This is a genomic window from Massilia eburnea, assembly GCF_009720745.1.
Lineage (GTDB): Bacteria > Pseudomonadota > Gammaproteobacteria > Burkholderiales > Burkholderiaceae_D > Rugamonas > Rugamonas eburnea.
Genome location: NZ_WNKX01000008.1, coordinates 21,408 through 45,663, shown reverse-complemented (window position 1 = coordinate 45,663; position 24,256 = coordinate 21,408). Strand labels below are relative to the sequence as shown.

The window sequence follows — 24,256 nt, the reverse complement described above, 5'->3', positions numbered from 1 at the left end:
GAAAAAAGGGGACGTAACACATTTTCGTGAAGCTTGAAAATGTGTTACGTCCCCTTTTTCCGCCCCGCCCCTTTTTTAAGCAAAAAAAACCGGCCAAAGGCCGGTTTTCCTATTCAAGGCTTTCGCCTTATTTCAGCTGCTCGTGCAGCAGCGTCAGGATCTTCTCGCCCACCGGCGATTCTTCCGGCTTATTGTCGTTGTTCCACACCGATACCTGGGTGGAATTGACCGAGTCGGCGCGGACGGAGATGCGGTAGCGCTGCGCTTCCTTATCCTTGTCCGAAGAACCGAGGTTGAACAGCTTGCTGAAGAAGCCGCGGGTGTCGGTCGCGTCGTTGACGAAGCGGACGAAGTACACACCGTTCACACGGTCGCGGTCTTCCACGGTGAAGCCGGCACGGTCCAGCGCCAGGCCAACGCGGCGCCAGGTGCGGTCAAAGCCTTCGTCGGTGCGGATGTAGCGGCCGGCGCCCTCGCCCACGATGGCGGCGTGCTGCGCTTGTACGGCGGCGTTATCCACGGCGGTCTTGGCCGTTGCTTCGTCGGCGGTGCCGCCCAGCTTGGTCATCAGCTTGGCCAGGAAGATCGCTTCCAGGTTCGGGTCGCTATTGCGGTTGGTCCACATGGTCGACTCGTTCTGCGAGCCGGTGACTACTTCCTTGGTGCCGCGGTGGCTGATGTAGATCTCGGTGCCGCCGGCAGGATTGCGCTCGAGGCGGGTGCGGTACTTGTCGCGCTCGCCGCTCGAGTACAGACCGTCGAAGACCTTGCCCAGGGTGTTGCGGATGAAGTCCTGCGGGATCTTGGCGCGGTTTTCATTCCATTCGGTTTCCATCACGCCGGCAGTCGCATCGTCCACCGCCAGGGTGAAGCCCGACTCTTCCCAGAACGATTTCAGCTGCGGCCACAGGGCTTCCGGCGTCTGCTGCACCACCAGCCAGCGCTGGTTGCCGGCACGCTCGACGCGCACTGCGCTGTTGCCGGTGCTGGCCACTTCATTGCTGCTCACCTGCGCGGCAGCCGGGGCGCCCGGGCGGGAAGCCTGGTAGCCGGAGGCCGTCGCCACGCCGCGGTCATTGTTCGGCAGCGCGTAGCGGTTGTCCTTGGACAGCTGGGTCAGGTCCGGCGGCACGTCCAGCGTGCTGGCTTTCTTGGCCGACTTGTAATCTACCTTGGTTTCGCCTACTACGGACTGCACCATGCCGCAGCCGGTCAGGCTCAGCATCAGGGCGCCAACGACGAGCCCGCGCTGCGGGGTCTGGGAAACGATCTTGCGAATAGTCATGTGAAGAAGAAGATTAGTTCAGCACGCCGGATTCACGCAGGGCTGCGCGGACGGTCTCATGGTACTGCTCTGCCAGCGGCACCAGCGGCAGGCGGATACCTTTCGGCATCTTGCCCATTTCCGCCAGGGCCCACTTGACTGGCACCGGATTCGGTTCGATGAACAGGTTCTGGTGCAGCGGAAGCAGCTGGTTGTTGATGGCGGTCGCTTTCGCGGCATCGCCTGCCATCGCGGCTTCGCACATTTCGTGCATCTGGCGCGGCGCCACATTGGCGGTCACCGAGATATTGCCCTTGCCGCCAGCCATCATCAGCGCGATGGCGGTCGGATCGTCGCCCGAGTACACGGCGAAGTCGGACGGCGCACGGCGCAGCAGGTCGTAGCCGCGGCCGATATTGCCGGTCGCGTCCTTGACGCCGATGATGTTCTTGATCTGGGCCAGGCGCAGGATGGTGTCGTTGCTCATGTCGGCAACGGTGCGGCCGGGCACGTTGTACAGGATGACCGGCAGGTCCACCGCTTCGGCGATGGCCTTGAAGTGCTGGTACATGCCTTCCTGGGTAGGACGGTTGTAGTAAGGAACCACTTGCAGCGAAGCGTCGGCGCCGGCGCTCTTGGCAAAGCGGGTCAGTTCGATGGCTTCCTGCGTGGAGTTGCCGCCGGAACCGGCGATCACCGGGATACGGCCTGCTACGCGTTCCACGGTCGCCTTGATCAGTGCACAGTGCTCGGCCACGTTGACAGTGGCGGATTCGCCGGTAGTGCCGACGATGACGATGGCGTCCGTGCCTTCGGCGATATGCCAGTCGATCAGCGCGTTCAGGCCTGGATAGTCCAGGGTGCCGTCGGCGTGCATCGGGGTTACGATTGCTACAATGCTACCCTTAATCATAGGAAACCAATTGCAATAAGAATTAAAACGACGATTGTAGAGCATACCCTGCACCCGTGGTGCATTTTGGTCGCTCAAAATGACGGCAACAGCGCCGCCTCCCTTGGAAACTCCGCTTTTACGGCGCAAATCCTCTGCACCATCGCGGGTTTCGGTGTATTAACGACCCCATCTTCGAATGCGATGACACGCAAACCATGCATTCTAGCCAATTCCAACAATTCTCCCGGCTGTAACAAAAAAGCCGGATTTGATGGTTTGCCGAAGGCGGCATTGCCGTCGGCGAAAGTCTCGTAAATCAGCATGCCGTTCGGCGCCAGGCTGCCCAGCATGTCCGCCAGCAGCGGGCGGTGCAGGTAGTTGGTGACGATGATGGCGGCGAAGCGCTCCAGGCCGAAGGGCCAGCAGGCCCCCTCTTCTTCCAGGTCGATCTGGCTGGTGACGATGCCGTCATCGGCGGTGGCGGCCAGGGCTTCAGCATCGCGGTCCACCGCCACCACGGCGTGGCCGAGCGCGGCCATGAGGCGCGAGTGGCGGCCGCTGCCGCAAGCCAGGTCCAGCACTTCGCCGCCCGGCACCAAGGTGGAGAAACGTTCGACCCAGGCCGATGGTGGAGTAAAGACATCAGCCATAACTTAATCCCATCGCTTCGCGCACGTCGCGCATGGTTTCCTGCGCCAGCTTGCGCGCGGCTTCATTGCCGTCGGCGACGATGGCGCGCACCAGGGACGGATCGTCCAGGTAAGGCTGGGCGCGTTCGTGCATCGGCTCCTGCTCTTTGACGATGGCGTCGATCACAGGCTGCTTGCATTCGATGCAGCCGATGCCGGCCGATTTGCAGCCCTTCTGCACCCATTCCTGGGTCGGTCCGTCGGAGTACACGACATGGAATTGCCAGACCGGGCAGCGTTCCGGTTCGCCGGGATCCGTGCGGCGTACGCGTGCGGGATCGGTCGGCATGGTGCGGATCTTTTTCGTGACCGCGTCCTTGTCCTCGCGCAGGGCGATGGCGTTGCCGTAGCTCTTGGACATCTTGCGGCCGTCCAGGCCCGGCAGGCGCGACGCCTCGGTCAGCTTGGCCTGCGGCTCGACCAGGATAAGCTTGCGCGCGCCTTCCAGGTAGCCGAACAGGCGCTCGCGGTCGATCATCGACAGGTTTTGCGCGTCGTCCAGCATGGCCTTGGCTTGTTCGAGGGCGGCGTCATCACCTTCCTGCTGGTAGGCGGTGCGCAATTCGTTGTACAGCTTGGCGCGCTTGCTGCCCAGCTTCTTGACGGCGTCCTGCGCCTTTTCTTCGAAACCCTTCTCTTTGCCGTACAGGTGATTAAAGCGGCGCGCGATTTCGCGCATCATTTCCACATGCGGCACCTGGTCGTCGCCGACCGGCACTTCGCTGGCGCGGTAGATCAGCACGTCGGCCGCCTGCAGCAGCGGGTAGCCGAGGAAGCCGTAGGTTTGCAGGTCCCTGTTGGCCAGGTTTTCGATCTGGTCCTTATAGGTTGGCACGCGCTCCAGCCAGCCCAGCGGTGTGGCCATCGACAGCAGCAGGTGCAGCTCGGCGTGCTCGGGGATCTTAGACTGGATGAACAGCGTGGCCTGGGTTGGGTCGATGCCGGCTGCCAGCCAGTCCACCAGCATGTCCCAGGTCGATTTTTCGATGATCGACGGGTCGTCGTAATGCGTGGTGAGCGCGTGCCAGTCGGCGACAAAGAACAGGCATGGCTGCTCGGACTGCATCTTGATCCAGTTCTTCAAGGCCCCGTGGTAGTGGCCAAGGTGCATGCTGCCCGTGGGGCGCATGCCGGAGACTACGCGGTCAGGATACATAGGGGAGGAATGGTCGGAAAGGCAGTTCGATCGCGGTCATCACCAGGCCAACGAGGCCATTAACGAGGGCGCGGAACGGGCCGGTGTTCAGCAGCAGAATCAGGCCGAGGAAAATAAGGGGGCCAAGCCGTTCAATGCTCGCGAACTTAACTGCCAAGTCGCGGGGAAGCAGCGCGGTGACAATGCGACCACCATCCAGTGGCGGGATCGGGAGCAAGTTGAAGGCGCACATCACCGAGTTGGCGATGACACCGGCCTTGCACATTTCGATCGGGAAACGCTCATAGACGCGCAAATTAAGCAGCACCACCAGCAGAAGCATCCAACCCAGGCCCATGACGAAATTGGCGGCCGGCCCCGCGGCCGCCACAAAGCCCATTTGCTTTTTGGGGTTGCGCAAGCGGCTGAAGTCCACCGGCACTGGCTTAGCATAGCCGAATGGCGGTGCGCCAATGAATTTCAACATCAGCGGCAGCAGGATGGTACCAAACAAGTCGATGTGCTTGAGGGGATTCGGGGACAGACGGCCCAGCCTTTCAGCAGTGTTGTCGCCAAAATAACGGGCCACGTAACCGTGGGCGGCTTCGTGCAGGGAAATGGCAAACAGGACAGGGATCGCGTAGACCGTGATTGTCTGGATTACCTGGTCAAAATTGTTCATATCGGGAATTCTATCAGAGGGGTCCAGCGCGCTTGCCGAGCGCCGGAAGGCATCAGAGGCCGAGCGCGGCGCAGTCGCCGCAGCCGCGCCGGATCAATTCTGGCTCGTCGCCGGTCAGGTCCACCACGGTGGTCGGCTCGAAGCTGCAGGCGCCGCCGTCGATCACGAGTTCGACCTGTTTGCCCAGCCGCTCCAGCACCATGTCCGGGTCGGTCAGCGGCTCGTCGTCGCCAGGCAGGATCAGGGTGGTGCCCAGCAGCGGCTGGCCCAGTTCTGCCATCAGCATCTCAGTGATCGTACTCTTTGGCACACGCAGGCCGATGGTCTTGCGCGAGGGGTGCGACAGGCGGCGCGGCACTTCGCGCGTCGCCTCGAGGATGAAGGTGTAAGGGCCCGGCGTGACAGCCTTCATCAGGCGGAATTGCTTGTTGTCGACCCGGGCGTAGGTGCTGATTTCGCTCAGGTCGCGGCACAGCAGGGTCAAATGGTGCTTTTCGTCGATGCCGCGGATGCGGCGCAGCTTTTCCACCGCCGCCTTATCGTCCAGGTGACACACCAGCGCATAGCAGGAATCGGTCGGCAGCGCGACGATGCCGCCGCCGTGGATGATTTGCGCCGCTTGCTTGATCAGCCGCAGCTGCGGGTTTTCTGGGTGTACCTGGAAGAATTGGGTCATGGTTTAGCGCAGCTGCTGGAGCGCCGCGATGCGTTCTTCAATCGGAGGATGGCTGGAGAACAGTGCAGCCCAGCCGCTCGGCGAGGTAATGCCGGAAGCGGCCATGCCCTGCGGCAGTTCTCCCGGATGCACGCCGCCCAGGCGCGCCAGGGCGTGCTGCATTGGCACGCTGGAACCCAGCAAGCGGGACGAACCGGCGTCGGCGCGGAATTCACGCTGGCGCGAGAACCAGGCCACAATCATGGAGGCGATCAGGCCGAACACGATTTCGCATACGAACACGGTGACCATATAGCCGATGCCCGGACCGCGGCGCTCTTCACCCTTGTTCAGCATATTGTCGACGATGCCGCCGACGATGCGCGCCAGGAACACGACGAAGGTGTTCACCACGCCCTGGATCAGGGTCAGGGTGACCATGTCGCCATTGGCGATGTGGGCGACCTCGTGGCCCAGTACCGCTTCCACTTCCTCCTTGTTCATGGACTGCAGCAGGCCGGTGGAGACGGCAACCAGGGCGTCGTTCTTGAAGGCGCCGGTGGCGAAGGCGTTGGCGTCGCCTTCGTAGACGGCGACTTCAGGACGGCCGATGCCCGCCTTGTCGGCCAGGCCATGCACGGTGGCGACCAGCCATTGCTCGGTGGAGTTCTGCGGCTGCTCGATGACGCGCGCCCCGGTCGACCATTTGGCCATGGGCTTGGACATCAGCAGGGAAATGATGGAGCCGGTGAAGCCGACCACGGCCGAAAATGCCAGCAGGCTGCCCAGGCTGGTGCCGGAGCCGGGCCGGCCAATGCCGAGCAGGGACAGGACGATGGAAAGCACCGCCACAACTGCGAGGTTGGTGGCGATGAAGAGGACGATGCGTTTCATGTGGGGTTCTCCGGACAACTTTGCCGAATCATAATCTATGGTCAGTTGCAGGGGAATTCAAGTGCCAAACCGGTAACCCGGCCGGGTTACCGGCTTACCGGTTGTCAGAACCAGTCATGCCAAACCGGCGTCACATTAGCCGGCAACGGCGGCAGCAGGTGAAAATCAACCCGCGCCTCCCCCGGCGCATGAAAATCCGTCCCGCGCGAAGCCAGGAAACCATAACTATTGGCCAGATTGGCATATTTCGGATACTGGTCAGGCGTATGCGACCCGGTCACCACCTCAATCGCCGTCCCACCCAGCGCTTTGAACTCGTCAAACAGCACGCCTTCCTGCATCGGCGTGAATTTGTAGCGTCCCGGGTGCGCAATTACCGCAATCCCGCCCGCGCCCAGAATCCAGCCCACCGCATCCTGCAGCGAAGCCCAGCGATGCTCGACGAACCCCGGCTTCCCCGGCGACAGGTACTTGCGGAACACCTCCGGCACCGAAGCGCAAATCCCCTGCTCCACCAGGAAGCGCGCAAAGTGCGTGCGCGACATCAGCGAAGGATTGTCGACGTAATTCAACGCACCTTCATAAGCGCCCGGAATGCCCACCATCTCCAGCTGGCGGCCAATCTCGCGCCCACGGTTATCGCGCCCTGAACGGGTATCTTCCAGCCCTTTCAGCAAGGCTGAATTATTTTCATCAATCTGCAGGCCGACGATATGCACCGTCTCATTGGCCCAGGTGATGGAAATCTCCACCCCGGGCACGAACTGCATGCCATGCAGCTGCGCCGCGGCGCGTGCAGTGGCGACGCCGCCCACTTCATCATGGTCAGTCAGCGCCCAGACGTTCACGCCCGCCTTACGGGCATGTTCGGCCACCGCCGCCGGGGGCAGCACACCGTCGGACACATTCGAATGGCAGTGTAAGTCTACGTTCAGCATACGGATTGCAAAATTGCGAAGCTTTCATTGTACGCTGAAAGCTCAAGCCAGGAATTCCTCCAACATTTCGGCCAGCAATTCGGGCTGGTCATGGTGCAGCATATGGCCGGCATCGGGCATCATTTTCGGCGTGACCTTGGCCAGGTGGCCCAGGCGGCGGTCGATTTCGGCGCGCGCCTCGTCCTTGGGGCCCATCCACAGCCACATATTGGTGTCTTCCGCCTCCACCCACAGCACCGGCGCCGTGATTTTCTTCCAGCAGGCCAGCACTTCCTCAACCCGGTAAAGCGAAGGACCCGGGCGCTTGTGCACCGGGTCGCCCAGGATTTCCCAGCGCCCTTCCGCATTCCGGGCCGACCAGTGCGTCGCCAGGAAGGCAGCGCGTTCGTCGGACAAGCGCGGGTTGGTCTTCTGCAAACGGGCGGCGACGGCGGCCTGCGATTCGTAGGTGCGCATTTCCGGCGCGACCAGCAGTTCGTCCAGCCACTTGCGCATGCGCGATGGCGCCTGCTCCGGCACGGTCGCCTTCAGCCCGAAGCCTTCCAGGTTGATCAGGCGGCGGATGCGCTCGGGACGCACGCCTGCGTATAAACTGACAACATTGCCGCCCATGCTATGGCCCAGCAAATTCACCTCGCCGTCCGGCTGGTAATGGCGCAGGATGGCATCCAGGTCGGCAACGTAATCCGGGAACCAGTAAGTATCGGTACCGTTACGCTCGGTCAGGCCGAAGCCGCGCCAATCGGGTGCAATCACGTGCCAATCGCCCTTCAGGCAATCGACCACGAACTGGAAGCTGGCGCCAACGTCCATCCAGCCGTGCACCATGAAGACCTTGGGCGCGCCTTCGCGGCCCCAGTGCAGCACGTGGGTGCGCTTGCCGCGCACGTCGATGAAATCGGAACGGGATGGAATCATGTCGCTTGCCTCAAAATGGTGAAACGAGATATTAGCACGACCGTGCTAAAACCTGCTTGGCGTACAATAGCGCCACTTCCCTTCCCTCGTACCGGACCATCCATGACAATTTACCAGCTTGGCGAGCATTCGCCTGAGATTGATGCTTCCGCTTTCGTGGCGGAGAATGCGACTTTGATCGGCAAGGTCACGTTGCACGCGAACAGCTCCGTCTGGTTCGGCGCAACGATTCGCGGCGATAACGAGCGCATCACAATCGGTGAAAACAGTAATGTGCAGGAAGGTACGGTCATGCACACCGACATGGGCTACCCGCTCACGGTGGGCAAGGACGTGACCATCGGCCACCAGGCCATGCTGCATGGCTGCACCATCGGCGACGGCTCGCTGATCGGCATCCAGGCGGTGGTGCTGAACGGCGCCAGGATCGGCAAAGGTTGCCTGGTCGGCGCCGGCGCCCTGGTCACCGAGGGCAAGGAATTTCCCGACAACTCGCTGATCGTCGGTGCCCCCGCAAAAGTGGTGCGCCAGCTGACAGCGGAGGACGTGGCGCGCCTGATCGGCAGCGCCGACAGCTATGTCAAACGTGGCCAGCTGTTCAAGTCGCAACTGAAAAAGATTGGATAAAAACAATGACGAACACCCCGGATACCCTGCAGAAGTTTGTTTTCGAAGACGCCGCCGTGCGCGGTGAGCTGATCGACATCTCCGCCACCTGGCGCGAGATCGTGGCTCGCCACCACTATCCGACGGCCGTCAAGCGCCTGCTGGGCCAGATGGTGTCGGCGGCCGCCCTGCTGTCGGCCAACCTGAAATTCAACGGCTCGCTGATCATGCAGCTGCATGGCGACGGCCCGGTGCGCCTGCTGGTGGTGGAATGCGATTCCGAACTGCGCATGCGTGCAACGGCCAAGATGAACTCCGAGTTCGCAATCGCGGAAGACGCGGGCCTGCAGGCGCTGGTCAACGCACATGGCCACGGCCGTTTCGTGATCACGCTGGATCCGGCGGAGAAGGTGCCGGGCCAGCAGCCTTACCAGGGCATCGTGCCGCTGGATGGGGAGGACGTGGCGACGGTGATCGAGCATTACATGCTGCGTTCGGAGCAGCTCGATACCAAACTGTGGCTGGCGGCGGATGACCAGGTCTCGCGCGGCTTGCTGCTGCAAAAGCTGCCGCTGCATGGCGGCAAGGCTGAAACCACGGCGCAGGCGGTTGAACATTCGCAGGAAACCTGGAACCGCGTGGTGATGCTGGGCGATACGCTGAAAGAAGCGGAGATGCTGGAGCATGGCATCGATGAACTGCAGAAGCGTTTGTTCTGGGAAGAGACGCTGCGCGTGTTTGAGCCGCTGCATCCGGAATTCCACTGCTCGTGCACGCGCGAGAAGGTGGGAAATATGTTGAAGATGCTGGGGCAGCAGGAAGTTGAAGATGCGCTGTCCGAACAGGGCAAGCTGGGAATCAACTGCGATTTCTGCGGCAAGCATTACGAGTACGATGCGGTCGACTGCGCGCAGCTGTTCGTCACCGACGCGCCGGCCGAAGCGCTGATCCACGGATCGGAAGCCAAACACTAAGACCGGCACACCGGTGTCCGACCCTGCGGGTCTGACACCGGTTTGCCGGTTTAAGGTATCCTGAGCGCCTCATCTTTACCCAGGATACCCAATGCTGCCTACCCGCCTAACCACCGCGGTCCTCACTGCCAGCCTGCTGGCCTCCCCTCTCGCGTTCCCCCCGGCCCTGGCAGCACCGGCCGCCAAGCAACAAGCCACGCAAGCAAGCCGCCAACTGGCGCAACTGGCCAACGACTTCCACGTCTCCCGCGCCAAATACGACCCGCTGCTGTTCGCGACCGCCAACGGCGACCCGCGCTACAACGACCAGATCGGCATGGCCATCTCCCCATCTGTGCGCGCCAAGCAATTCGCCACCTACCGCCAGATGCAAAAGCGCCTGGCAAAAATCCCGCGCACACAACTGGCCGACCAGGACAAGATGACGATGGACCTGCTGGCATATGAACTGGACGCCGCCCTCGCCCTGGCGCCGTTCCCGGAGCACCTGCTGCCGCTGAACCACTTCGACAACATCCCCAGCACCCTGGCAAACTACGCCGGCGGCACCGGTTCGCAGCCGCTGGGCACCGTCAAGCAATACGAGGACTACCTTAGCCGCGTACGCCAGCTGGCGCCGTGGATCGACCAGGCCATCGCCAATATGCGCGAAGGCATCAAGCAAGGCGTCGTCCAGCCGAAGACCATCACCCAGGCCATGCTGCCGCAGATGGCCGCCCTGCGCAGCGCGACGCCGGAGGCCAGCGTCTACTACTCGCCAATCACACGCATGCCTGCATCGTTCAGCGACGCCGACAAACAGCGCCTGAGCCGCGACTACCGCGCCGCCGTGGCGAAGCTGAATCCAGCGCTGCAACGGCTGGTGAAATTCCTGGAATCCGATTACCTGGCAGCCAGCCGTGACAGCAGCGGCTGGAGCGCCCTGCCAAACGGCGCCGCCTGGTACAAGGCACGCATCAACGACAGCACCAACCTGCCGCTGACGCCGCAGGAAGTGCACGACCTTGGCCTGAAAGAAGTCGCCCGCATCAGCGGCCAGATGCAAGGCCTGATGGGCAAGCTCGGTTACGAAGGCCCGGCGCAAGGTTTCCCGCAATGGGTCAGCAACCAGCAGAAGTTCAAGCCCTTCACCACCGAAGCTGAAGTGCTGAACGAATACCGCAAGATCTACGACATCGTGCAGGCCAAACTGCCCGCCTATTTCAGCCTGGTGCCGAAATCAAAACTGGTGGTCGACCTGGAGCCCGAACTGACCCGCGCCACCGCCTCCGACCATTACACCCCGCCAGCGGCCGATGGCTCGCATCCGGGCGTGTTCTGGGCCGTGGTCAACGATCCAAAAGACTACAGCCGCACCGGCATGGCCAGCCTGTTGTTGCACGAAGGCGTGCCGGGCCACCACTTCCACGCCGCGCTGCTGAAGGAAATGCCGCTGCCCGACTTCCGCATGTTCAGCACCGAGAACCAGAACAACGCCGCCTACACCGAAGGCTGGGCGCTGTATTCGGAAACGCTGGGCAAGGACTTCGGCCTGTACGACGACCCGGTCTGGTACTACGGCCACCTGAATGCGGAAATGCTGCGCGCCGTGCGCCTGGTGGTGGACACCGGCGTGCACGCGCTGGGCTGGAGCCGCGAGAAGGCCATCGCCTACATGGTGGAAACCCTGGGCGTCTCGGAAGCACGCGCCAAGAACCAGATCGAGCGCTATATGGTCTGGCCGGCACAAGCCCTGAGCTACAAGATTGGTTCGCTGAAGATCCTGGAACTGCGCGACAAGGCGCAGAAAGCATTGGGCAGCAAGTTCAGCTACCCGGCCTTCCATGCTGTGATCCTGGGCGACGGCACGCTGCCGCTGCCAATCCTGGAGGCCCGCGTCAACGCCTGGATCGCCAGCGCGAGTATGTAATTCAAAGTCGGGGTCAGGTCGCGCTGACCCCGACTTCCTCTATGATATGAAAAAAATAATCATTTCTATCGCCGTAGTGCTTGCCAACGGCATCGCCGGAAGCTGCATGGCGCAAAGCTCCCCGTCGGATTACACCATCAGGGAGGACGCGCCGCATCATAGCGCGCTTATCTTGAACACTCTCATGAGGACAACATCGGTTGCGATCAACAAGCGCTACCATGAACTGAGTGCGCAAGACCGGGCCAAGCTGCATTCCTGGTGGCAGTCGATACCCGAGGGAGACGAACCACCCTTCCCGGTCAACGGACTGAAGCCGATTCACTCGGCCATGCTGAAAGCACAGGATATGCTTTCGGTCGAAGGGGAGTTGTATCTGGTTGCGACTGTCGACAGCAATGGCGATGTGATCCAGGTGAAAACAGTTGGATCGCCCAGTCCTGAAATGACCAAGTTCGCAGCCTCAGTGGTGGGACTGACGAAATTCAAACCGGCTATTTGCAGCGGCAAGCCATGCCAGATGGAATTCCCGTTCCGCTATAACTTCACACTGGAGAATTAAGGCTTGGCATCAGCGGTGGCCGGCTTGGCCTGGTCCTTGCCGAGGATTTGAACGTAGATTTCGTTCTGCTTGATCATACTGAGTTCGAAGCGCGCCCGCTCTTCGACGGCGCCGGTGCCGTCCTTCAGGTCGTTCACTTCGGAAGCCAGTTTGGCATTGCGCTGGCGCAGGCCTTCATTCTTTTCCTGCGCAGCCGCGACTTCTTTCTCCAGCTCTCCCACGCGCAGCCAGCCGCCCTTCCCCAGCCAAAGCGGGTATTGGATCAGCAACAGCAACAGGGCAAGGGCAACAGAAATCAGGCGCATTGGGTCAAAACTGAACCGGCCGGGAAGCCCCGGCCGGTGGGTACTTGATTACTTCAGATTATAGAACGCATCGCGGCCTGGGTAGGAAGCGATATCGCCCAAGTCTTCTTCAATGCGCAGCAGCTGGTTGTACTTGGCCATGCGGTCCGAACGGGACATGGAGCCAGTCTTGATCTGCAGCGCGTTGGTGCCGACAGCGATATCGGCGATGGTCGAATCTTCGGTTTCGCCGGAACGGTGCGAGATCACGGCGGTGTAGCCGGCGCGCTTGGCCATTTCGATGGCGGCGAAGGTTTCGGTCAGGGTGCCGATCTGGTTGATCTTGATCAGGATCGAGTTGGCGATGTCTTTCTGGATGCCTTCCTTCAGGATCTTGGTGTTGGTGACAAACAGGTCGTCGCCTACCAGCTGCACTTTCTTGCCCAGGGCTTGGGTCAGGTGCGCCCAGCCAGCCCAGTCGCCTTCGTGCATCGCGTCTTCGATCGAGATGATCGGGTATTTGTCGCACCAGGTGGCCAGCAGGTTGGTGAACTCTTCAGCCGACAGGACCATGCCTTCGCCTTCCAGGTGGTACTTGCCGTCCTTGAAGAACTCGGAAGCGGCGCAATCCAGGCCGATGGCGATCTGGGTGCCTGGCTCGTAGCCGGCTTCTTCGATTGCTTGCATGATCAGCTTGATCGCGTCTTCATGCGAAGCCAGCGAAGGAGCGAAGCCGCCTTCGTCACCCACGGCGGTGTTCATGCCCTTCTTGTGCAGGATCTTCTTCAGGGTGTGGAACACTTCGGCGCCGTAGCGGATCGCTTCCTTGAAGGATGGTGCGCCGACCGGGATGATCATGAACTCCTGGATGTCCAGGTTGTTGTCGGCGTGTGCGCCGCCGTTGATCACGTTCATCATCGGCACTGGCATCTGCATGGCGCCGGAGCCGCCGAAGTAGCGGTACAGCGGCAGGCCCGCTTCTTCAGCAGCGGCTTTAGCCACGGCCATCGAGACTGCCAGCATGGCGTTGGCGCCCAGGCGCGACTTGTTCTCGGTGCCATCCAGCTCGATCAGGGTACGGTCCAGGAAAGCCTGCTCATTGGCGTCCAGGCCCATGATGGCTTCCGAAATTTCAGTGTTGATGTTTTCGCAGGCTTTCAGCACGCCTTTGCCGAAGTAGCGCTTGGCATCGCCGTCGCGCAGTTCGATCGCTTCGCGCGAACCGGTGGATGCGCCGGACGGCACTGCGGCACGGCCCATGACGCCGGATTCCAGCAGGACGTCGCATTCCACGGTCGGATTGCCGCGCGAGTCGATTACTTCACGACCGATGATGTCAACGATTGCACTCATGTGTTTTCTCCAAAGTTAAAGCGAATATCTGGGACAAAATTGCTGCAAGAATAACAGACGGGGCCAAAAAAAGGCCGCAAATCAAGCGGCCCTTTTGGGTATGACTTAGTTGAAGTTGGTCTCGAGGAAGCCAGACTTCTTGGTCACGCGGTCCAGATCGATCAGAACGGACAGCAGTTCTTTCATGCGGCCGAGCGGTACGGCATTTGGGCCGTCCGACAGCGCTTGTGCAGGAACCGGGTGGGTTTCCATGAACAGGCCAGCTACACCAACGGCCACCGCAGCGCGCGACAGCACAGGCACCATCTCGCGCATACCGCCCGAGGAGCCGCCCTGGCCGCCCGGCAGCTGCACCGAGTGGGTTGCGTCGAACACCACCGGTGCGCCGGTTTCGCGCATGATGGCCAGCGAACGCATGTCCGACACCAGGTTGTTGTAGCCGAAGGAAGCGCCACGCTCGCAGGCCATGAAGTTGTCTTCGTTCAGGCCCTTGGCCTTGGCAGCGGCGCGTGCCTTGTCGATCACGTTTTTCATTTCGTGCGGCGACAGGAACTGGCCCTTCTTGATATTCACCGGCAGGCCGGATTCGGCGCAGGCGGTGATGAAATCGGTCTGGCGGCACAGGAAGGCCGGGGTCTGGATCACGTCGACCACGGACGACACGGCGGCGATTTCTTCCACGGTGTGCACGTCGGTCAGCACTGGAACCTGCAGCTCGCGCTTCACGTCGCCCAGGATTTCCAGGCCCTTTTCCATGCCCGGGCCGCGGTACGAGGTACCGGAGGTGCGGTTGGCCTTGTCGAAGGACGACTTGTAGATGAACGGGATACCCAGTTCAGCGGTCATTTCCTTGAGCGCGCCGGCAGTGTCGAACGCCATCTGGCGCGACTCGATCACGCAGGTGCCTGCGATCAGGAAGAACGGTTTGTCCAGGCCTACATCAAATCCACACAGCTTCATGCTACGTTCTCCTTGGTTTCGACTGCCTTCAGTGCCGGCTTGCCTGCGGCGGCTTTATGCGCCAGCGCTGCCTTGATGAAGGAGGTGAACAGCGGGTGGCCGTCACGCGGAGTCGATTTGAATTCAGGGTGGTACTGCACGCCCATATACCATGGGTGCGAATTGGCGCCGGTGCGAGGCAGTTCCATGATTTCGCACAGGTTTTCGTTCGGGGTGCGCGCTGCCACCACCAGGCCGGCTTCTTCCACGCGCGCCAGGTAATGGTTGTTCGCTTCGTAGCGGTGGCGGTGACGCTCGGTGACCACGCTGCCGTAGATCTCGGAAGCCAGGGTGCCCGGCTTCACTTCGCAGGTCTGCGCGCCCAGGCGCATGGTGCCGCCCAGGTCGGAGTTGGCGTCGCGCTTCTCGATCTTGCCGTCTTCGTTCTGCCATTCGTCGATCAGGGCTACCAGCGGCTGCTCGGTGTCCGGCTCGAATTCGGTGGAGTTGGCCTTGGTGAAGCCGGCCATGTGGCGCGCGTATTCGATCAGCGCAACCTGCATGCCCAGGCAGATGCCCAGGTAAGGCACCTTGGATTCACGGGCGAATTGGGCCGCCTTGATCTTGCCTTCCACGCCGCGCTTGCCGAAGCCGCCCGGCACCAGGATCGCGTCGAACTTCGCCAGTTCGGCGACGCCCTTGCTCTCGATTTCTTCGGAGTCGATGTACTCGATGTTCACGCGCGACTCGGTGTGCAGGCCTGCGTGGCGCAGCGCTTCGGTCAGCGACTTGTAGGATTCGGTCAGTTCGACGTACTTGCCGACCATGCCGATCGACACTTCCGCCTTCGGGTTTTCCAGGTTGTGGATCAGCTTCGCCCACATGGACAGGTCGGCCGGCGCCGGGTTCAGGTCCAGTGCTTCGCAGATGATCGCGTCCAGGCCCTGGTCGTGCAGCATCTGCGGCACTTTGTAGATGGTGTCCACGTCCCACACCGAAATCACGGCGCGTTCTTCGATGTTCGAGAACAGGGAAATCTTCGCCACTTCGTCTTCCGGGATCTTGCGGTCGGCGCGGCACAGCAGCGCGTTCGGGGAGATACCGATTTCGCGCAGCTTCTGCACCGAGTGCTGGGTAGGCTTGGTCTTCAGTTCGCCGGCCGATGCGATGTACGGCACCAGGGTCAGGTGAACGAAAGCGCAGTTCTTGCGGCCGGCGCGCAGCGACAGCTGGCGGGCGGCTTCCAGGAATGGCAGCGACTCGATATCGCCCACGGTGCCGCCGATTTCGCACAGGGCGACATCGTAGCCTTCCGCGCCACGGCGGATGTAATCCTGGATTTCATTGGTGATGTGCGGGATCACCTGCACGGTCTTGCCCAGGTACTCGCCGCGGCGTTCCTTGCGGATCACGGATTCGTAAATCTGGCCGGTGGTGAAGTTGTTCACCTTGCGCATGCGGGTGGAGATGAAACGCTCGTAGTGACCCAGGTCCAGGTCGGTCTCGGCGCCATCGTCGGTAACGAACACTTCACCGTGCTGCATTGGGCTCATGGTGCCTGGGTCCACGTTGATGTACGGGTCCAGTTTGAGCATGGTGACTTTGAGGCCACGCGATTCGAGGATCGCGGCGAGGGAGGCGGCGGCAATCCCTTTACCAAGGGACGACACAACGCCACCAGTGACGAAGACAAATTTGGTCATTGCGAGATCGGGCGCCGATAGGCGCGCAGCGGGAAATTGAAATTATAGCCTATTTTGGGGTCGAATGCGTGCGGCACCGAACAGACCCCTGCCCCGCCAGGCAGCAACAATAACTTTATTTCAACAGGAGGCCACCATGAGTCTGGATCGCGACGAATATGGCAACTATGTCGACACCGGCCACCAGGGCCCGGGGCCGCGCCTGATGGGCGCCGACACCCTGATCGGCGACCATGTCCACAACCTGACGAACGAGCATCTGGGCACGATCAAGGAGATCATGCTCGATATGCAGACCGGGCATATCGCCTATGTGGTGATGGCTTCAGGCGGCGTGCTGGGCATCGGCGAGAAGCTGTTTGCGGTGCCGTTCGAGGCGCTGTCGCTCGATACCGTCAACCACCGCATGACGCTCAATATCGACAAGGAGCGCATCGAACAGGCGCCCGGTTTCGACAAGAGCCACTGGCCGGATATGGCCAACCAGGATTGGGCGGCGGAGCTGCACAGCTTCTACGGCACCAGCGGCACCACCAGCGGCCTGAGCCACCTCGACCAGAGCTCGCGCTAAACCTGCGCCAGGTCGAGCCGCATCGGGATAAACCTGATGCCATGCATTTCCGCCACCGGACCGGTCGCCGTGAAGCCGAGGTGGCGGTACATGCTTTCCGCAAACGATGAGGAATTCACGGTAAAACTGCCCGGGTTGCCGCGCGCAAGCGCCGCATCCCGGGCCACTTGCCACAGCCGCTTGCCAAGTCCTTGCCCGTGCCAGGCAGAGCCCACGTACAAGCTGAACAGATGGGCGTTGTCGCGCACCGCAACGACACCCGCCAGCAGGTCGCCGTCATAGGCCAGCTGGTAGCGGTAGTTCTCGTCTTGCAGGTTGCGGCGGATGATATCGGGCGAGAGCGATACCAGGAATTCCTCCGCCCCGCTTCCGTCCGGCTCAATGGTGAGGTAAGGCTGCAGCGAAAGGATCAGCGCACTGATCGCCGCTGCATCGCCAGCCGTCCCCGCCCTTAAGTTGAAATGTTTTTCCATCCGGCCATTTTATCTGGCCTTGTTTGGAAAGTAGAACGTCATCACCAGTGTTGCCAACGACAGCGCACCGATCTTAACAACTTCACGACCAATAGCAGACTCGGTAGAACCTGCCGCGCGAATCGCAGGCGTTGACGACGGCTCAATCGTTCCGCCAATGCGATGCGCGCCGCATATGGCGTAGCTTGAGGCGGCGCAAGCTTATTGGAAGTCGCGGCTGGCGGTGGGCAGGCGGCCGAGCAGGTGCGATAAATCGACCAGGCGGCGGGCAACCAAGTGGCGCACGATGCCTTCCTGCTGCCAGACGCCGTACACGCCAAGCAGCGATGAGCCCAGCACTTCGCGCCGGTATTGCTCAACCAGATCAGGCCAGACGATCACATTGACGTAGCCCGTTTCGTCTTCGATGGTGACGAACAGCACACCTTTCGCCGTGCCGGGGCGCTGGCGTCCGGTGACGATGCCGGCACCGCGCGCCAGCTGGTTGTTGCTGAAGGTGTTCAGCACTTCGGCTGGCAGGAAGCGCTTGGCCAGCAGCGCTGGCCGCAGCAGCGCCAGCGGATGGCGGCCCAGCGTAAGGCCTTGCGCGCGGTAGTCGCCGAGGATTTCTTCGCCTTCAGTCGGCGGGACCAGTTGCGGGGCATCTTCCTCCACTTCGGTCGGGCGCAGCAAGTCCTTGTCCGGCACTGCACCCGCCGCATCCCATAACGCCTGGCGGCGGTTGCCCGCCAGCGAGCGCAGGGCATTCCCGCCAGCCAGCACCTGCAGGTCGTGGCGATTGAGGTCGGCGCGACGCGCCAGGTCCGCCACGCTGGCGAATGGACGCGCCGCCCGCGCCTCTTCGATCCGTGCCGCAGCATTTTCGCGCATGCCGTACAGCCGCGACATGCCGAGCCGCACCGCCGGTTGCCGCCGGGCGCCCTGCGCCGCCCGCGCGGCAAGAAACTCCTCGGGCAGCACTTCGCGCTCGAATGGCAACTCCTGCAGCGCCGGCAACGCATCCAGCTCTTCCAGCGAAGATTCCCAGCCACTGATCTCGACGTCCACAGGCCGTACTTCGACGCCGTGCCGTTTCGCGTCCTGCACCAGCTGCGAAGCGCTGTAGAAGCCCATCGGCAAGCTGTTCAGCAAGGCGCACAGGAACGCCGCCGGCTCGTGACGCTTGAGCCAGGAACTCACATACGTCAGCAATGCAAAACTTGCCGCGTGCGATTCGGGGAAACCATATTCGCCAAAGCCCTGGATTTGCTGGCAGATTTGCAGCGCAAACTCTTCGCTTAAGCCACGGGCCATCATCCCGGTGACAATGCGATCCTGGTATTTCTCCAATCCGCCCTTGCGCTTCCAGGCCGCCATGGAGCGCCGTAACTGGTCGGCTTCACCAGGCGTGAAGCCCGCCCCATCGATCACCACCTGCATCACCTGCTCCTGGAAGATCGGCACGCCCAGCGTGCGCCCCAGTGCTTTCTCGAGTTTAGGCGGATAAGTGACCGGTACGTTCCCCATGCGCCGCTGCAGGTAAGGATGCACCATGCCGCCCTGGATCGGCCCGGGACGTACGATCGCCACCTCGATCACAAGATCGTAGAACTTGCGTGGCCGCAAACGCGGCAGCATGCTCATTTGCGCCCGCGATTCGATCTGGAACACGCCAATGGTGTCGGCCTGGCAGATCATGTCGTACGTCGGCTTGTCTTCCGGTGGCACGCTGGTCATGCCGAATGGAATCTGGTAGCGTTCGGAGATCAGGTCGAAAGTGCGCCGCATTGCCGTCAGCATGCCCAGCGCCAGCACGTCTACTTTCAGCAAGCCCAGTTCTTCCAGGTCGTCCTTGTCCCACTGGATCACGCTGCGGTCTTCCATTGCCGCGTTCTCGATCGGCACCAGGCGTGACAGCTTGTCCTGCGAGATGACGAAGCCGCCGACGTGCTGCGACAAGTGGCGCGGGAAGCTGAGGAATTGCAGCGCCAGCTGCGCCCATTGGTGCGCGACGGGAGATTCCGGGTCCAGGCCACATTCGGCGAAACGTTCCATCAGTTCGTGCTTGCGGTCGAACCAGCGGTGCGACTTGGCGACCTTCTCAACAATCTCCAGGTCCACGCCGAGCGCTTTGCCACTGTCGCGCAGCGCGCTCTTGGTGCGGTAGCAGATCACGGTTGCAGCCAGCGCGGTGCGATGGCGTCCGTATTTGTTGTAGATGTATTGGATTACTTCCTCGCGCCGCTGGTGCTCGAAGTCGACGTCGATATCTGGCGGCTCGTTGCGTTCAATCGATATGAAGCGCCCCACTACGCTATTGCCGCGCACCGGGTCGACCGACGTCACGCCAAGGCAATAGCAGACCGCCGAATTGGCGGCCGAACCGCGCCCCTGGCACAAGATTCCGATTGAGCGGGCGTAGCGGACAATGTCATACACCGTCAGGAAAAAGTACTCGTAGCGCAACTGCGCAACCAGGTCCAGTTCCATTTCAATCTGCTCACGCACGTGTTGCGGAATGCCGTGCGGGTAGCGCCACTGGGCGCCTTGGTAAGTCTCCTGCCGCAGGAAACTGGCGGGCGTATGGTCTGGTGGGATCAGCTCATTCGGGTATTCGTAGCGCAGTTCTTCCAGCGAGAACGTGCACATGCCGGCTATGCGTACTGTTTCTTCCAGGACTTTGGGCGGGTAGACGTTCGCCAGGCGCAGGCGCGAGCGCAGGTGCTGCTCGGCGTTCTGGCCCAATTCATAGCCGCATTCGCTGACCGGCTTGCCGAGCCGCACCGCAGTCAGCGTGTCGTGCAGCGGTTTGCGCGAGCGCACGTGCATGCAGACGTGGCCGGCCGCCACCATCGGCAAGCCGTGCTGCAGCGCGACCTCCTCAATTGCGGCGCTGTGGGCTTCGTCGAAGGCGCGGCCGAGCATGGTCATGCCGAGCCAGGTGCGTTCGCCAAAGGTGGCGGCCATCCACGACGCCTGCTGGTGCAGGCGATCCACGCTGGCCGGGTATTCCGGCAGCAGGAGCAGCAGGCAATCGGGCATCCCGCGCAAATGCTCGCGTTCGGGCGGCGGATGGGCGAAATCGTCCGGGTGCAGTTCGTAACTGCCCTTGTCGGCGCGCATGCGGCCGAGGGTGATCATTTCCGACAGGTTGCCGTAGCCATTGCGGTTGGCAGCCAGCGCCAGCAGCGAGAGCGCGGGACTGCCGTCGGGGTGGCTCAGGTGGAAGTGGGCGCCGACCAGCAGTTTCAGGCCGGCCTGCTTGGCCTCGCCGTGCGCGCGCACCACGCCGGCCAGCGAGCATTCGTCGGTGATGGCCAGGGCGCTATAGCCGAGCTTTACCGCGCGCTCGACCAGCTCTTCGGCATGGGAAGCGCCGTGCAAAAATGAAAAATTTGTCAGGCAAAACAGCTCCGCATAGGCGGGCAGCCCGGCACGGGGTAACTGTATATCCATACAGTATTCTACACCGCCGCCAGCGCGCCGCGCCACCCTGTTGTATCCTGCGCCGATGACTATTTCGGAACTGTTATGTTTTGGCGTCCGCCCGGGGCAAGGCAACCCGGCGCTGGTGATCCGCGATGGCGGCGCAGGCATCGCGGCAAGGCAGGCCTTCGCCAAGGCCGCCAACAAGAGCGCCTGCGTGTTTGTTGACGCCGGCGCCGGCGATGCCGCCTGGACGCTGGATTATTTCTATCCGCACACGCGCTCCCCCCTTTGCCTGCATGCCACGCTGGCGGCGGCGCGCGTGCTGCTCGCGGACACGACCGGACCGATGAAAGTGCGCACGGCCATGCGCGGGCAAGAGCTGGTTTTGAGCCGCAACGACGACGGATTCTTTGCCAGCCTGTCGCGCCAGGAGTTGCCGAACCTGGCGCCCGGCGCCGAGCCGGCCAGCCTGGCCGAGCTGGCAGCGCGCCTGCTCGACGCGCCCCGACCGGCGCTGGTTTCGGCGCCCGCCGTGGCCTCGGTCGGCAGTCCGAAACTGCTGGTGGAAGTGGCCGACAGCGATACCCTGCAGGCCTTGCGCCCGGACTTGGCCACGATCGTCGAATGGGGCAAGGCATATGGCGTCAACGGTATCTACGCCTGGTGCCGCCGCGCCGACGGCGCCTTCGAAGGCCGCAACTTCAACCACCTCGACCCGGCGATGGAAGACAGCGCCACTGGTGTTGCGGCCGGCGCCCTCACGCTCCACCTTGGCCATTCGCTCGCGCTGTACCAGGGCGCCAGGCGCGGCCAACCATGTTTGATCCGCACCCGTCTTGAGGGAGAGCAAATCCTGATCGGAGGAGCGGCAGAGTACGTATGATCCGCAGCGCAGAAGTGGCGTAGTTGCAACGCAAACTTGCCACTTATGAACGCTGCCACAGGCCTGATCGGATAGAATGGAAGGCAATTTTTCCTAGGAGCAAAAAATTGTCAAGCCATTCGATCCTGCGTAAAGCCATCCTGACCGCGCTGTACGGCGCGGGCGCCCTGTCCGCCTTCCCTGTCGTTGCACAAACGCAAAATGGCGACATCACCGTGGTGAACGTGGTCGGCTCGCGCCGCGCCACCAGCTCCACCACCGATACCGTGGCGCCGATCGACGTGATCCCGCTCACCAAGGCCGCCGAAAACGGCGCGCAGTTCGACCTGGCGCAAACCCTGGCCTTCATCTCCCCTTCGTTCAACTCGACCCGCCAGTCCGGCGCGGACGGCGCCGACCTGGTGGACTCCGCCGCCCTGCGCGGCCTGAGCTCGGACCAGACCCTGGTGCTGGTGAACGGCAAGCGCCACCACACCTCCGCCCTGGTCAACATCTTCGGCGCGCGCAACCGCGGCTCGACCGGTACCGACATGAACACCATCCCGGTGATGGCGATCAAGGACGTGCAAGTGCTGCGCGACGGCGCCGCAGCGCAATACGGTTCGGACGCGATTGCCGGCGTGATGGACATCGGCCTGAAAAAGAACGTGGGCTGCGAATCCTCGCTCGGCTACGGCCAGTACGGCGCCGGCGACGGCAAGAACTACCTGGCATCGGCCTACTGCGGCTTCGCCGTGGCTGGCGGCACCGTCGGCATTACCGGCGAATACCTGGACCGCGGCCGCTCCAACCGCGCCGAGCCTGACAATCCGCGCATCATCGGCGACTCCAAGACCAAGAACAAGACCGTTCTCGTGAACGGTGAAATCCCGGCCGGCCCTGGCCGCGTCTACTTCACCGCCAGCCTGCAGCAGCGCGACGCATCGAGCGGCGCCTGGGCACGCAACGGCACCGACGACGTCCCATCGCGCAACTCCGCCGCCATGTACCCGGACGGCTTCGTCCCGTTCATCAACGGCGACCTGGATGACCGCTTCGCCATCCTCGGCTACAAGCAAAAGATCGGCGAGTGGAATGCCGACCTGTCGCAGACCTACGGCTACAACCGCCTGAAGTACAACATCAGCCATACCCTGAACGCCTCCATCGCCAATCTCGACCTGATGAACGGCGGCAAAGGCATCAGCCCTGACCACTTCGACGCGGGCGGCTTCTCGTTCCAGCAATCGACCACCAACTTCGACATGAACCGCTACTTCGAAGGCCTGGTTGGCGATGGCCTGAACGTGGCGTTCGGCGCCGAGTACCGCCGCGAAAACTACAAGATCTTCGCCGGCGAACCGGGCTCCTACATCGACGCCGACGGTCCTGGCGGCGGCAATGCCGGCAGCCAGGGTTTCCCGGGCTTCCAGCCGGGCGACCAGACCGACGCCAAGCGCCACAGCCACGCCGCCTACCTGGACCTGGAACTGGACGTCAACGCCAAGACCCGCCTGCAGGGCGCCGTACGCTACGAGAAGTTCAGCGACTTCGGCTCCACCGTGAACGGCAAGCTGGCCGGCAGCTACCGCATCGCCGACCCAGTGCTGCTGCGCGGCTCGGCCTCGACCGGCTTCCGCGCACCGTCGCTGCAGCAGGCCTACTTCTCCTCGACCTACACCGACTTCGTGGGCGGCAAGCCGGTCGACATTTCGATCTCCCCGGCCGTGGGCCCGGTCGGCAAGATCGCCGGCCTCGATCCGCTGAAGGAAGAAAAATCGCGCAGCTTCACCCTGGGCGCGACCTGGACCCCGTCTTCCGACCTGTCGGTCACCGCCGACCTGTATCACATCAAGATCAAGGACCGCATCGTGCTGTCCGGCCAGTTTAACGACGACAACTACCCTGTGCTGGCAGCCAAGCTGGCCACCTTGGGCGTAGGCGCCGCGCAGTTCTTCGTCAACTCGGTCGACACCAAGACCCAGGGCCTGGACCTGACCGCATCGCACAAAGCCACCGTGTTCGGCAACAAGCTGACCACCTTCCTGGCTGCGAACTTCAGCAAGACCGAAGTGACCGCGATCCACGCCCCGGCAGCGCTGCAGGGCTTCGAAGACGTGCTGCTGTCCGAGCGCGAGCGCCTGTTCATGGAACAAGGCGGCCCGCGCCGCAAGGCTACCCTGGGCTTCAACTACGTGACCGGCCCGCTGGAAACCGACTTCAAGATCATCCACTACGGTCCGCAGACCCTGGGCACCTGGAGCGGCACCGCAGCTGGCGTGCCTAACCAGCACTACGAAGCGAAGACCTCGGCCGACCTGGGCTTCACCTACGCGATCACCCAGAAGGCCAAGTTCAGCATTGGCGCCTCCAACATCTTCAACGTGCACCCAAGCAGCCAGGACCCGAACGAAACCGACAACGGCTTCAAGTACGAGAGTGTGCAGTTCGGCCTGAACGGCGTGGCCTACTTCGCACGCCTGCACGTCAAGTTCTAAGCGCCGCAACGGCCCAGCCCGTGTCCCACCATGGGGTCACACCC

General features: G+C 62.3%; 22 protein-coding genes. 7 read left to right on the top strand and 15 right to left on the bottom strand.

The window, feature by feature from the left end:
- Positions 1–127 precede the first annotated feature (127 nt).
- From bamC to GM658_RS12345, 9 genes are all read right to left on the bottom strand, one after another.
- Complete coding sequence (gene bamC / locus GM658_RS12385) at positions 128–1,285, bottom strand: NlpB/DapX family lipoprotein (RefSeq protein ID WP_229416881.1); 1,158 nt, start codon at positions 1,283–1,285, stop codon at positions 128–130.
- A 13-nt stretch (positions 1,286–1,298) separates the two neighbouring features.
- Positions 1,299–2,177 (bottom strand): 4-hydroxy-tetrahydrodipicolinate synthase, encoded by an 879-nt coding sequence (gene dapA, locus GM658_RS12380; RefSeq protein ID WP_155454355.1) that lies wholly within the window; start codon positions 2,175–2,177, stop codon positions 1,299–1,301.
- Positions 2,178–2,251: 74 nt separating this feature from the next.
- On the bottom strand, positions 2,252–2,809 hold the full coding sequence (locus GM658_RS12375) for a class I SAM-dependent methyltransferase (RefSeq protein ID WP_155454354.1): 558 nt from the start codon (positions 2,807–2,809) through the stop codon (positions 2,252–2,254).
- Positions 2,802–4,004 (bottom strand): tryptophan--tRNA ligase, encoded by a 1,203-nt coding sequence (locus GM658_RS12370; RefSeq protein ID WP_155454353.1) that lies wholly within the window; start codon positions 4,002–4,004, stop codon positions 2,802–2,804. The genes GM658_RS12375 and GM658_RS12370 overlap by 8 nt, the downstream gene beginning before the upstream one ends.
- On the bottom strand, positions 3,994–4,665 hold the full coding sequence (locus GM658_RS12365; protein WP_155454352.1) for a site-2 protease family protein: 672 nt from the start codon (positions 4,663–4,665) through the stop codon (positions 3,994–3,996). The genes GM658_RS12370 and GM658_RS12365 overlap by 11 nt, the downstream gene beginning before the upstream one ends.
- A gap of 52 nt (positions 4,666–4,717) precedes the next feature.
- Entirely contained in the window at positions 4,718–5,341 is a 624-nt protein-coding gene (locus GM658_RS12360; protein WP_155454351.1) for an L-threonylcarbamoyladenylate synthase, read from the bottom strand.
- A 3-nt stretch (positions 5,342–5,344) separates the two neighbouring features.
- On the bottom strand, positions 5,345–6,214 hold the full coding sequence (htpX, locus tag GM658_RS12355; protein WP_155454350.1) for a protease HtpX: 870 nt from the start codon (positions 6,212–6,214) through the stop codon (positions 5,345–5,347).
- 104 nt (positions 6,215–6,318) lie between these two features.
- Complete coding sequence (locus tag GM658_RS12350) at positions 6,319–7,152, bottom strand: 3',5'-nucleoside bisphosphate phosphatase (RefSeq protein ID WP_155454349.1); 834 nt, start codon at positions 7,150–7,152, stop codon at positions 6,319–6,321.
- Positions 7,153–7,194: 42 nt separating this feature from the next.
- Positions 7,195–8,070 (bottom strand): alpha/beta fold hydrolase, encoded by an 876-nt coding sequence (locus GM658_RS12345; protein WP_155454348.1) that lies wholly within the window; start codon positions 8,068–8,070, stop codon positions 7,195–7,197.
- Positions 8,071–8,172: 102 nt separating this feature from the next.
- Here GM658_RS12345 and GM658_RS12340 point away from each other — a divergent pair, with 102 nt between their 5' ends.
- The 4 genes from GM658_RS12340 (at position 8,173) to GM658_RS12325 (ending at position 12,121) form a co-directional block, all read left to right on the top strand.
- Positions 8,173–8,697: a gamma carbonic anhydrase family protein gene (locus GM658_RS12340; protein ID WP_155454347.1), complete on the top strand. Its 525-nt coding sequence runs from the start codon at positions 8,173–8,175 to the stop codon at positions 8,695–8,697.
- A 5-nt stretch (positions 8,698–8,702) separates the two neighbouring features.
- Positions 8,703–9,650, top strand: coding sequence for an Hsp33 family molecular chaperone HslO (gene hslO, locus GM658_RS12335; protein ID WP_155454346.1), 948 nt, complete (start codon positions 8,703–8,705; stop codon positions 9,648–9,650).
- A 91-nt stretch (positions 9,651–9,741) separates the two neighbouring features.
- The gene (locus tag GM658_RS12330) at positions 9,742–11,559 is read left to right on the top strand and encodes a DUF885 domain-containing protein (RefSeq protein WP_155454345.1); all 1,818 of its coding nucleotides are present in this window, start codon (positions 9,742–9,744) and stop codon (positions 11,557–11,559) included.
- Between the two features lie 46 nt (positions 11,560–11,605).
- Positions 11,606–12,121 carry an energy transducer TonB gene (locus GM658_RS12325; RefSeq protein ID WP_155454344.1) on the top strand — a complete coding sequence of 172 codons (516 nt, stop codon included), beginning with the start codon at positions 11,606–11,608 and terminating at the stop codon, positions 12,119–12,121.
- Here GM658_RS12325 and ftsB read toward each other — a convergent pair.
- The 4 genes from ftsB to pyrG form a co-directional block, all read right to left on the bottom strand.
- The gene (gene ftsB, locus GM658_RS12320; RefSeq protein WP_155454343.1) at positions 12,118–12,426 is read right to left on the bottom strand and encodes a cell division protein FtsB; all 309 of its coding nucleotides are present in this window, start codon (positions 12,424–12,426) and stop codon (positions 12,118–12,120) included. The two genes, GM658_RS12325 and ftsB, sit on opposite strands and share 4 nt — an antisense overlap.
- Before the next feature lie 48 nt (positions 12,427–12,474).
- The gene (eno, locus tag GM658_RS12315; RefSeq protein WP_155454342.1) at positions 12,475–13,758 is read right to left on the bottom strand and encodes a phosphopyruvate hydratase; all 1,284 of its coding nucleotides are present in this window, start codon (positions 13,756–13,758) and stop codon (positions 12,475–12,477) included.
- A gap of 105 nt (positions 13,759–13,863) precedes the next feature.
- A complete protein-coding gene (kdsA, locus tag GM658_RS12310; protein WP_155454341.1) occupies positions 13,864–14,718 on the bottom strand; it encodes a 3-deoxy-8-phosphooctulonate synthase in 855 nt (284 codons plus the stop codon).
- The gene (pyrG, locus tag GM658_RS12305) at positions 14,715–16,400 is read right to left on the bottom strand and encodes a CTP synthase (protein ID WP_155454340.1); all 1,686 of its coding nucleotides are present in this window, start codon (positions 16,398–16,400) and stop codon (positions 14,715–14,717) included. The genes kdsA and pyrG overlap by 4 nt, the downstream gene beginning before the upstream one ends.
- Before the next feature lie 136 nt (positions 16,401–16,536).
- Here pyrG and GM658_RS12300 point away from each other — a divergent pair, with 136 nt between their 5' ends.
- Positions 16,537–16,971, top strand: coding sequence for a PRC-barrel domain-containing protein (locus GM658_RS12300; protein ID WP_155454339.1), 435 nt, complete (start codon positions 16,537–16,539; stop codon positions 16,969–16,971).
- Here the strand turns inward: GM658_RS12300 and GM658_RS12295 are convergent.
- On the bottom strand, positions 16,968–17,444 hold the full coding sequence (locus tag GM658_RS12295) for a GNAT family N-acetyltransferase (RefSeq protein WP_155454338.1): 477 nt from the start codon (positions 17,442–17,444) through the stop codon (positions 16,968–16,970). The two genes, GM658_RS12300 and GM658_RS12295, sit on opposite strands and share 4 nt — an antisense overlap.
- Positions 17,445–17,645: 201 nt before the next feature.
- A complete protein-coding gene (locus GM658_RS12290) occupies positions 17,646–20,879 on the bottom strand; it encodes an error-prone DNA polymerase (protein WP_155454337.1) in 3,234 nt (1,077 codons plus the stop codon).
- Positions 20,880–20,934: 55 nt separating this feature from the next.
- On the opposite strand from GM658_RS12290, the gene GM658_RS12285 reads away from it, so the two are divergent.
- Positions 20,935–21,735, top strand: a complete 801-nt coding sequence (locus GM658_RS12285; protein ID WP_155454336.1) for a PhzF family phenazine biosynthesis protein — start codon at positions 20,935–20,937, stop codon at positions 21,733–21,735.
- A 107-nt stretch (positions 21,736–21,842) separates the two neighbouring features.
- Positions 21,843–24,212, top strand: a complete 2,370-nt coding sequence (locus tag GM658_RS12280) for a TonB-dependent receptor plug domain-containing protein (RefSeq protein ID WP_155454335.1) — start codon at positions 21,843–21,845, stop codon at positions 24,210–24,212.
- Positions 24,213–24,256: the final 44 nt, after the last annotated feature.

Excerpts from the sequence above, each read along its gene's own strand:
- GM658_RS12285 (WP_155454336.1), top strand. The coding sequence starts at position 20,935 with ATGACTATTTCGGAACTGTTATGTTTTGGCGTCCGCCCGGGGCAAGGC.
- GM658_RS12365 (WP_155454352.1), bottom strand. The coding sequence starts at position 4,665 with ATGAACAATTTTGACCAGGTAATCCAGACAATCACGGTCTACGCGATC.
- dapA (WP_155454355.1), bottom strand. The coding sequence starts at position 2,177 with ATGATTAAGGGTAGCATTGTAGCAATCGTAACCCCGATGCACGCCGAC.
- GM658_RS12350 (WP_155454349.1), bottom strand. The coding sequence starts at position 7,152 with ATGCTGAACGTAGACTTACACTGCCATTCGAATGTGTCCGACGGTGTG.
- GM658_RS12295 (WP_155454338.1), bottom strand. The coding sequence starts at position 17,444 with ATGGAAAAACATTTCAACTTAAGGGCGGGGACGGCTGGCGATGCAGCG.
- htpX (WP_155454350.1), bottom strand. The coding sequence starts at position 6,214 with ATGAAACGCATCGTCCTCTTCATCGCCACCAACCTCGCAGTTGTGGCG.
- GM658_RS12370 (WP_155454353.1), bottom strand. The coding sequence starts at position 4,004 with ATGTATCCTGACCGCGTAGTCTCCGGCATGCGCCCCACGGGCAGCATG.
- hslO (WP_155454346.1), top strand. The coding sequence starts at position 8,703 with ATGACGAACACCCCGGATACCCTGCAGAAGTTTGTTTTCGAAGACGCC.
- GM658_RS12330 (WP_155454345.1), top strand. The coding sequence starts at position 9,742 with ATGCTGCCTACCCGCCTAACCACCGCGGTCCTCACTGCCAGCCTGCTG.
- GM658_RS12300 (WP_155454339.1), top strand. The coding sequence starts at position 16,537 with ATGAGTCTGGATCGCGACGAATATGGCAACTATGTCGACACCGGCCAC.
- GM658_RS12360 (WP_155454351.1), bottom strand. The coding sequence starts at position 5,341 with ATGACCCAATTCTTCCAGGTACACCCAGAAAACCCGCAGCTGCGGCTG.
- ftsB (WP_155454343.1), bottom strand. The coding sequence starts at position 12,426 with ATGCGCCTGATTTCTGTTGCCCTTGCCCTGTTGCTGTTGCTGATCCAA.
- GM658_RS12375 (WP_155454354.1), bottom strand. The coding sequence starts at position 2,809 with ATGGCTGATGTCTTTACTCCACCATCGGCCTGGGTCGAACGTTTCTCC.
- GM658_RS12290 (WP_155454337.1), bottom strand. The coding sequence starts at position 20,879 with ATGGATATACAGTTACCCCGTGCCGGGCTGCCCGCCTATGCGGAGCTG.
- kdsA (WP_155454341.1), bottom strand. The coding sequence starts at position 14,718 with ATGAAGCTGTGTGGATTTGATGTAGGCCTGGACAAACCGTTCTTCCTG.
- GM658_RS12325 (WP_155454344.1), top strand. The coding sequence starts at position 11,606 with ATGAAAAAAATAATCATTTCTATCGCCGTAGTGCTTGCCAACGGCATC.
- GM658_RS12340 (WP_155454347.1), top strand. The coding sequence starts at position 8,173 with ATGACAATTTACCAGCTTGGCGAGCATTCGCCTGAGATTGATGCTTCC.
- pyrG (WP_155454340.1), bottom strand. The coding sequence starts at position 16,400 with ATGACCAAATTTGTCTTCGTCACTGGTGGCGTTGTGTCGTCCCTTGGT.
- bamC (WP_229416881.1), bottom strand. The coding sequence starts at position 1,285 with ATGACTATTCGCAAGATCGTTTCCCAGACCCCGCAGCGCGGGCTCGTC.
- eno (WP_155454342.1), bottom strand. The coding sequence starts at position 13,758 with ATGAGTGCAATCGTTGACATCATCGGTCGTGAAGTAATCGACTCGCGC.
- GM658_RS12345 (WP_155454348.1), bottom strand. The coding sequence starts at position 8,070 with ATGATTCCATCCCGTTCCGATTTCATCGACGTGCGCGGCAAGCGCACC.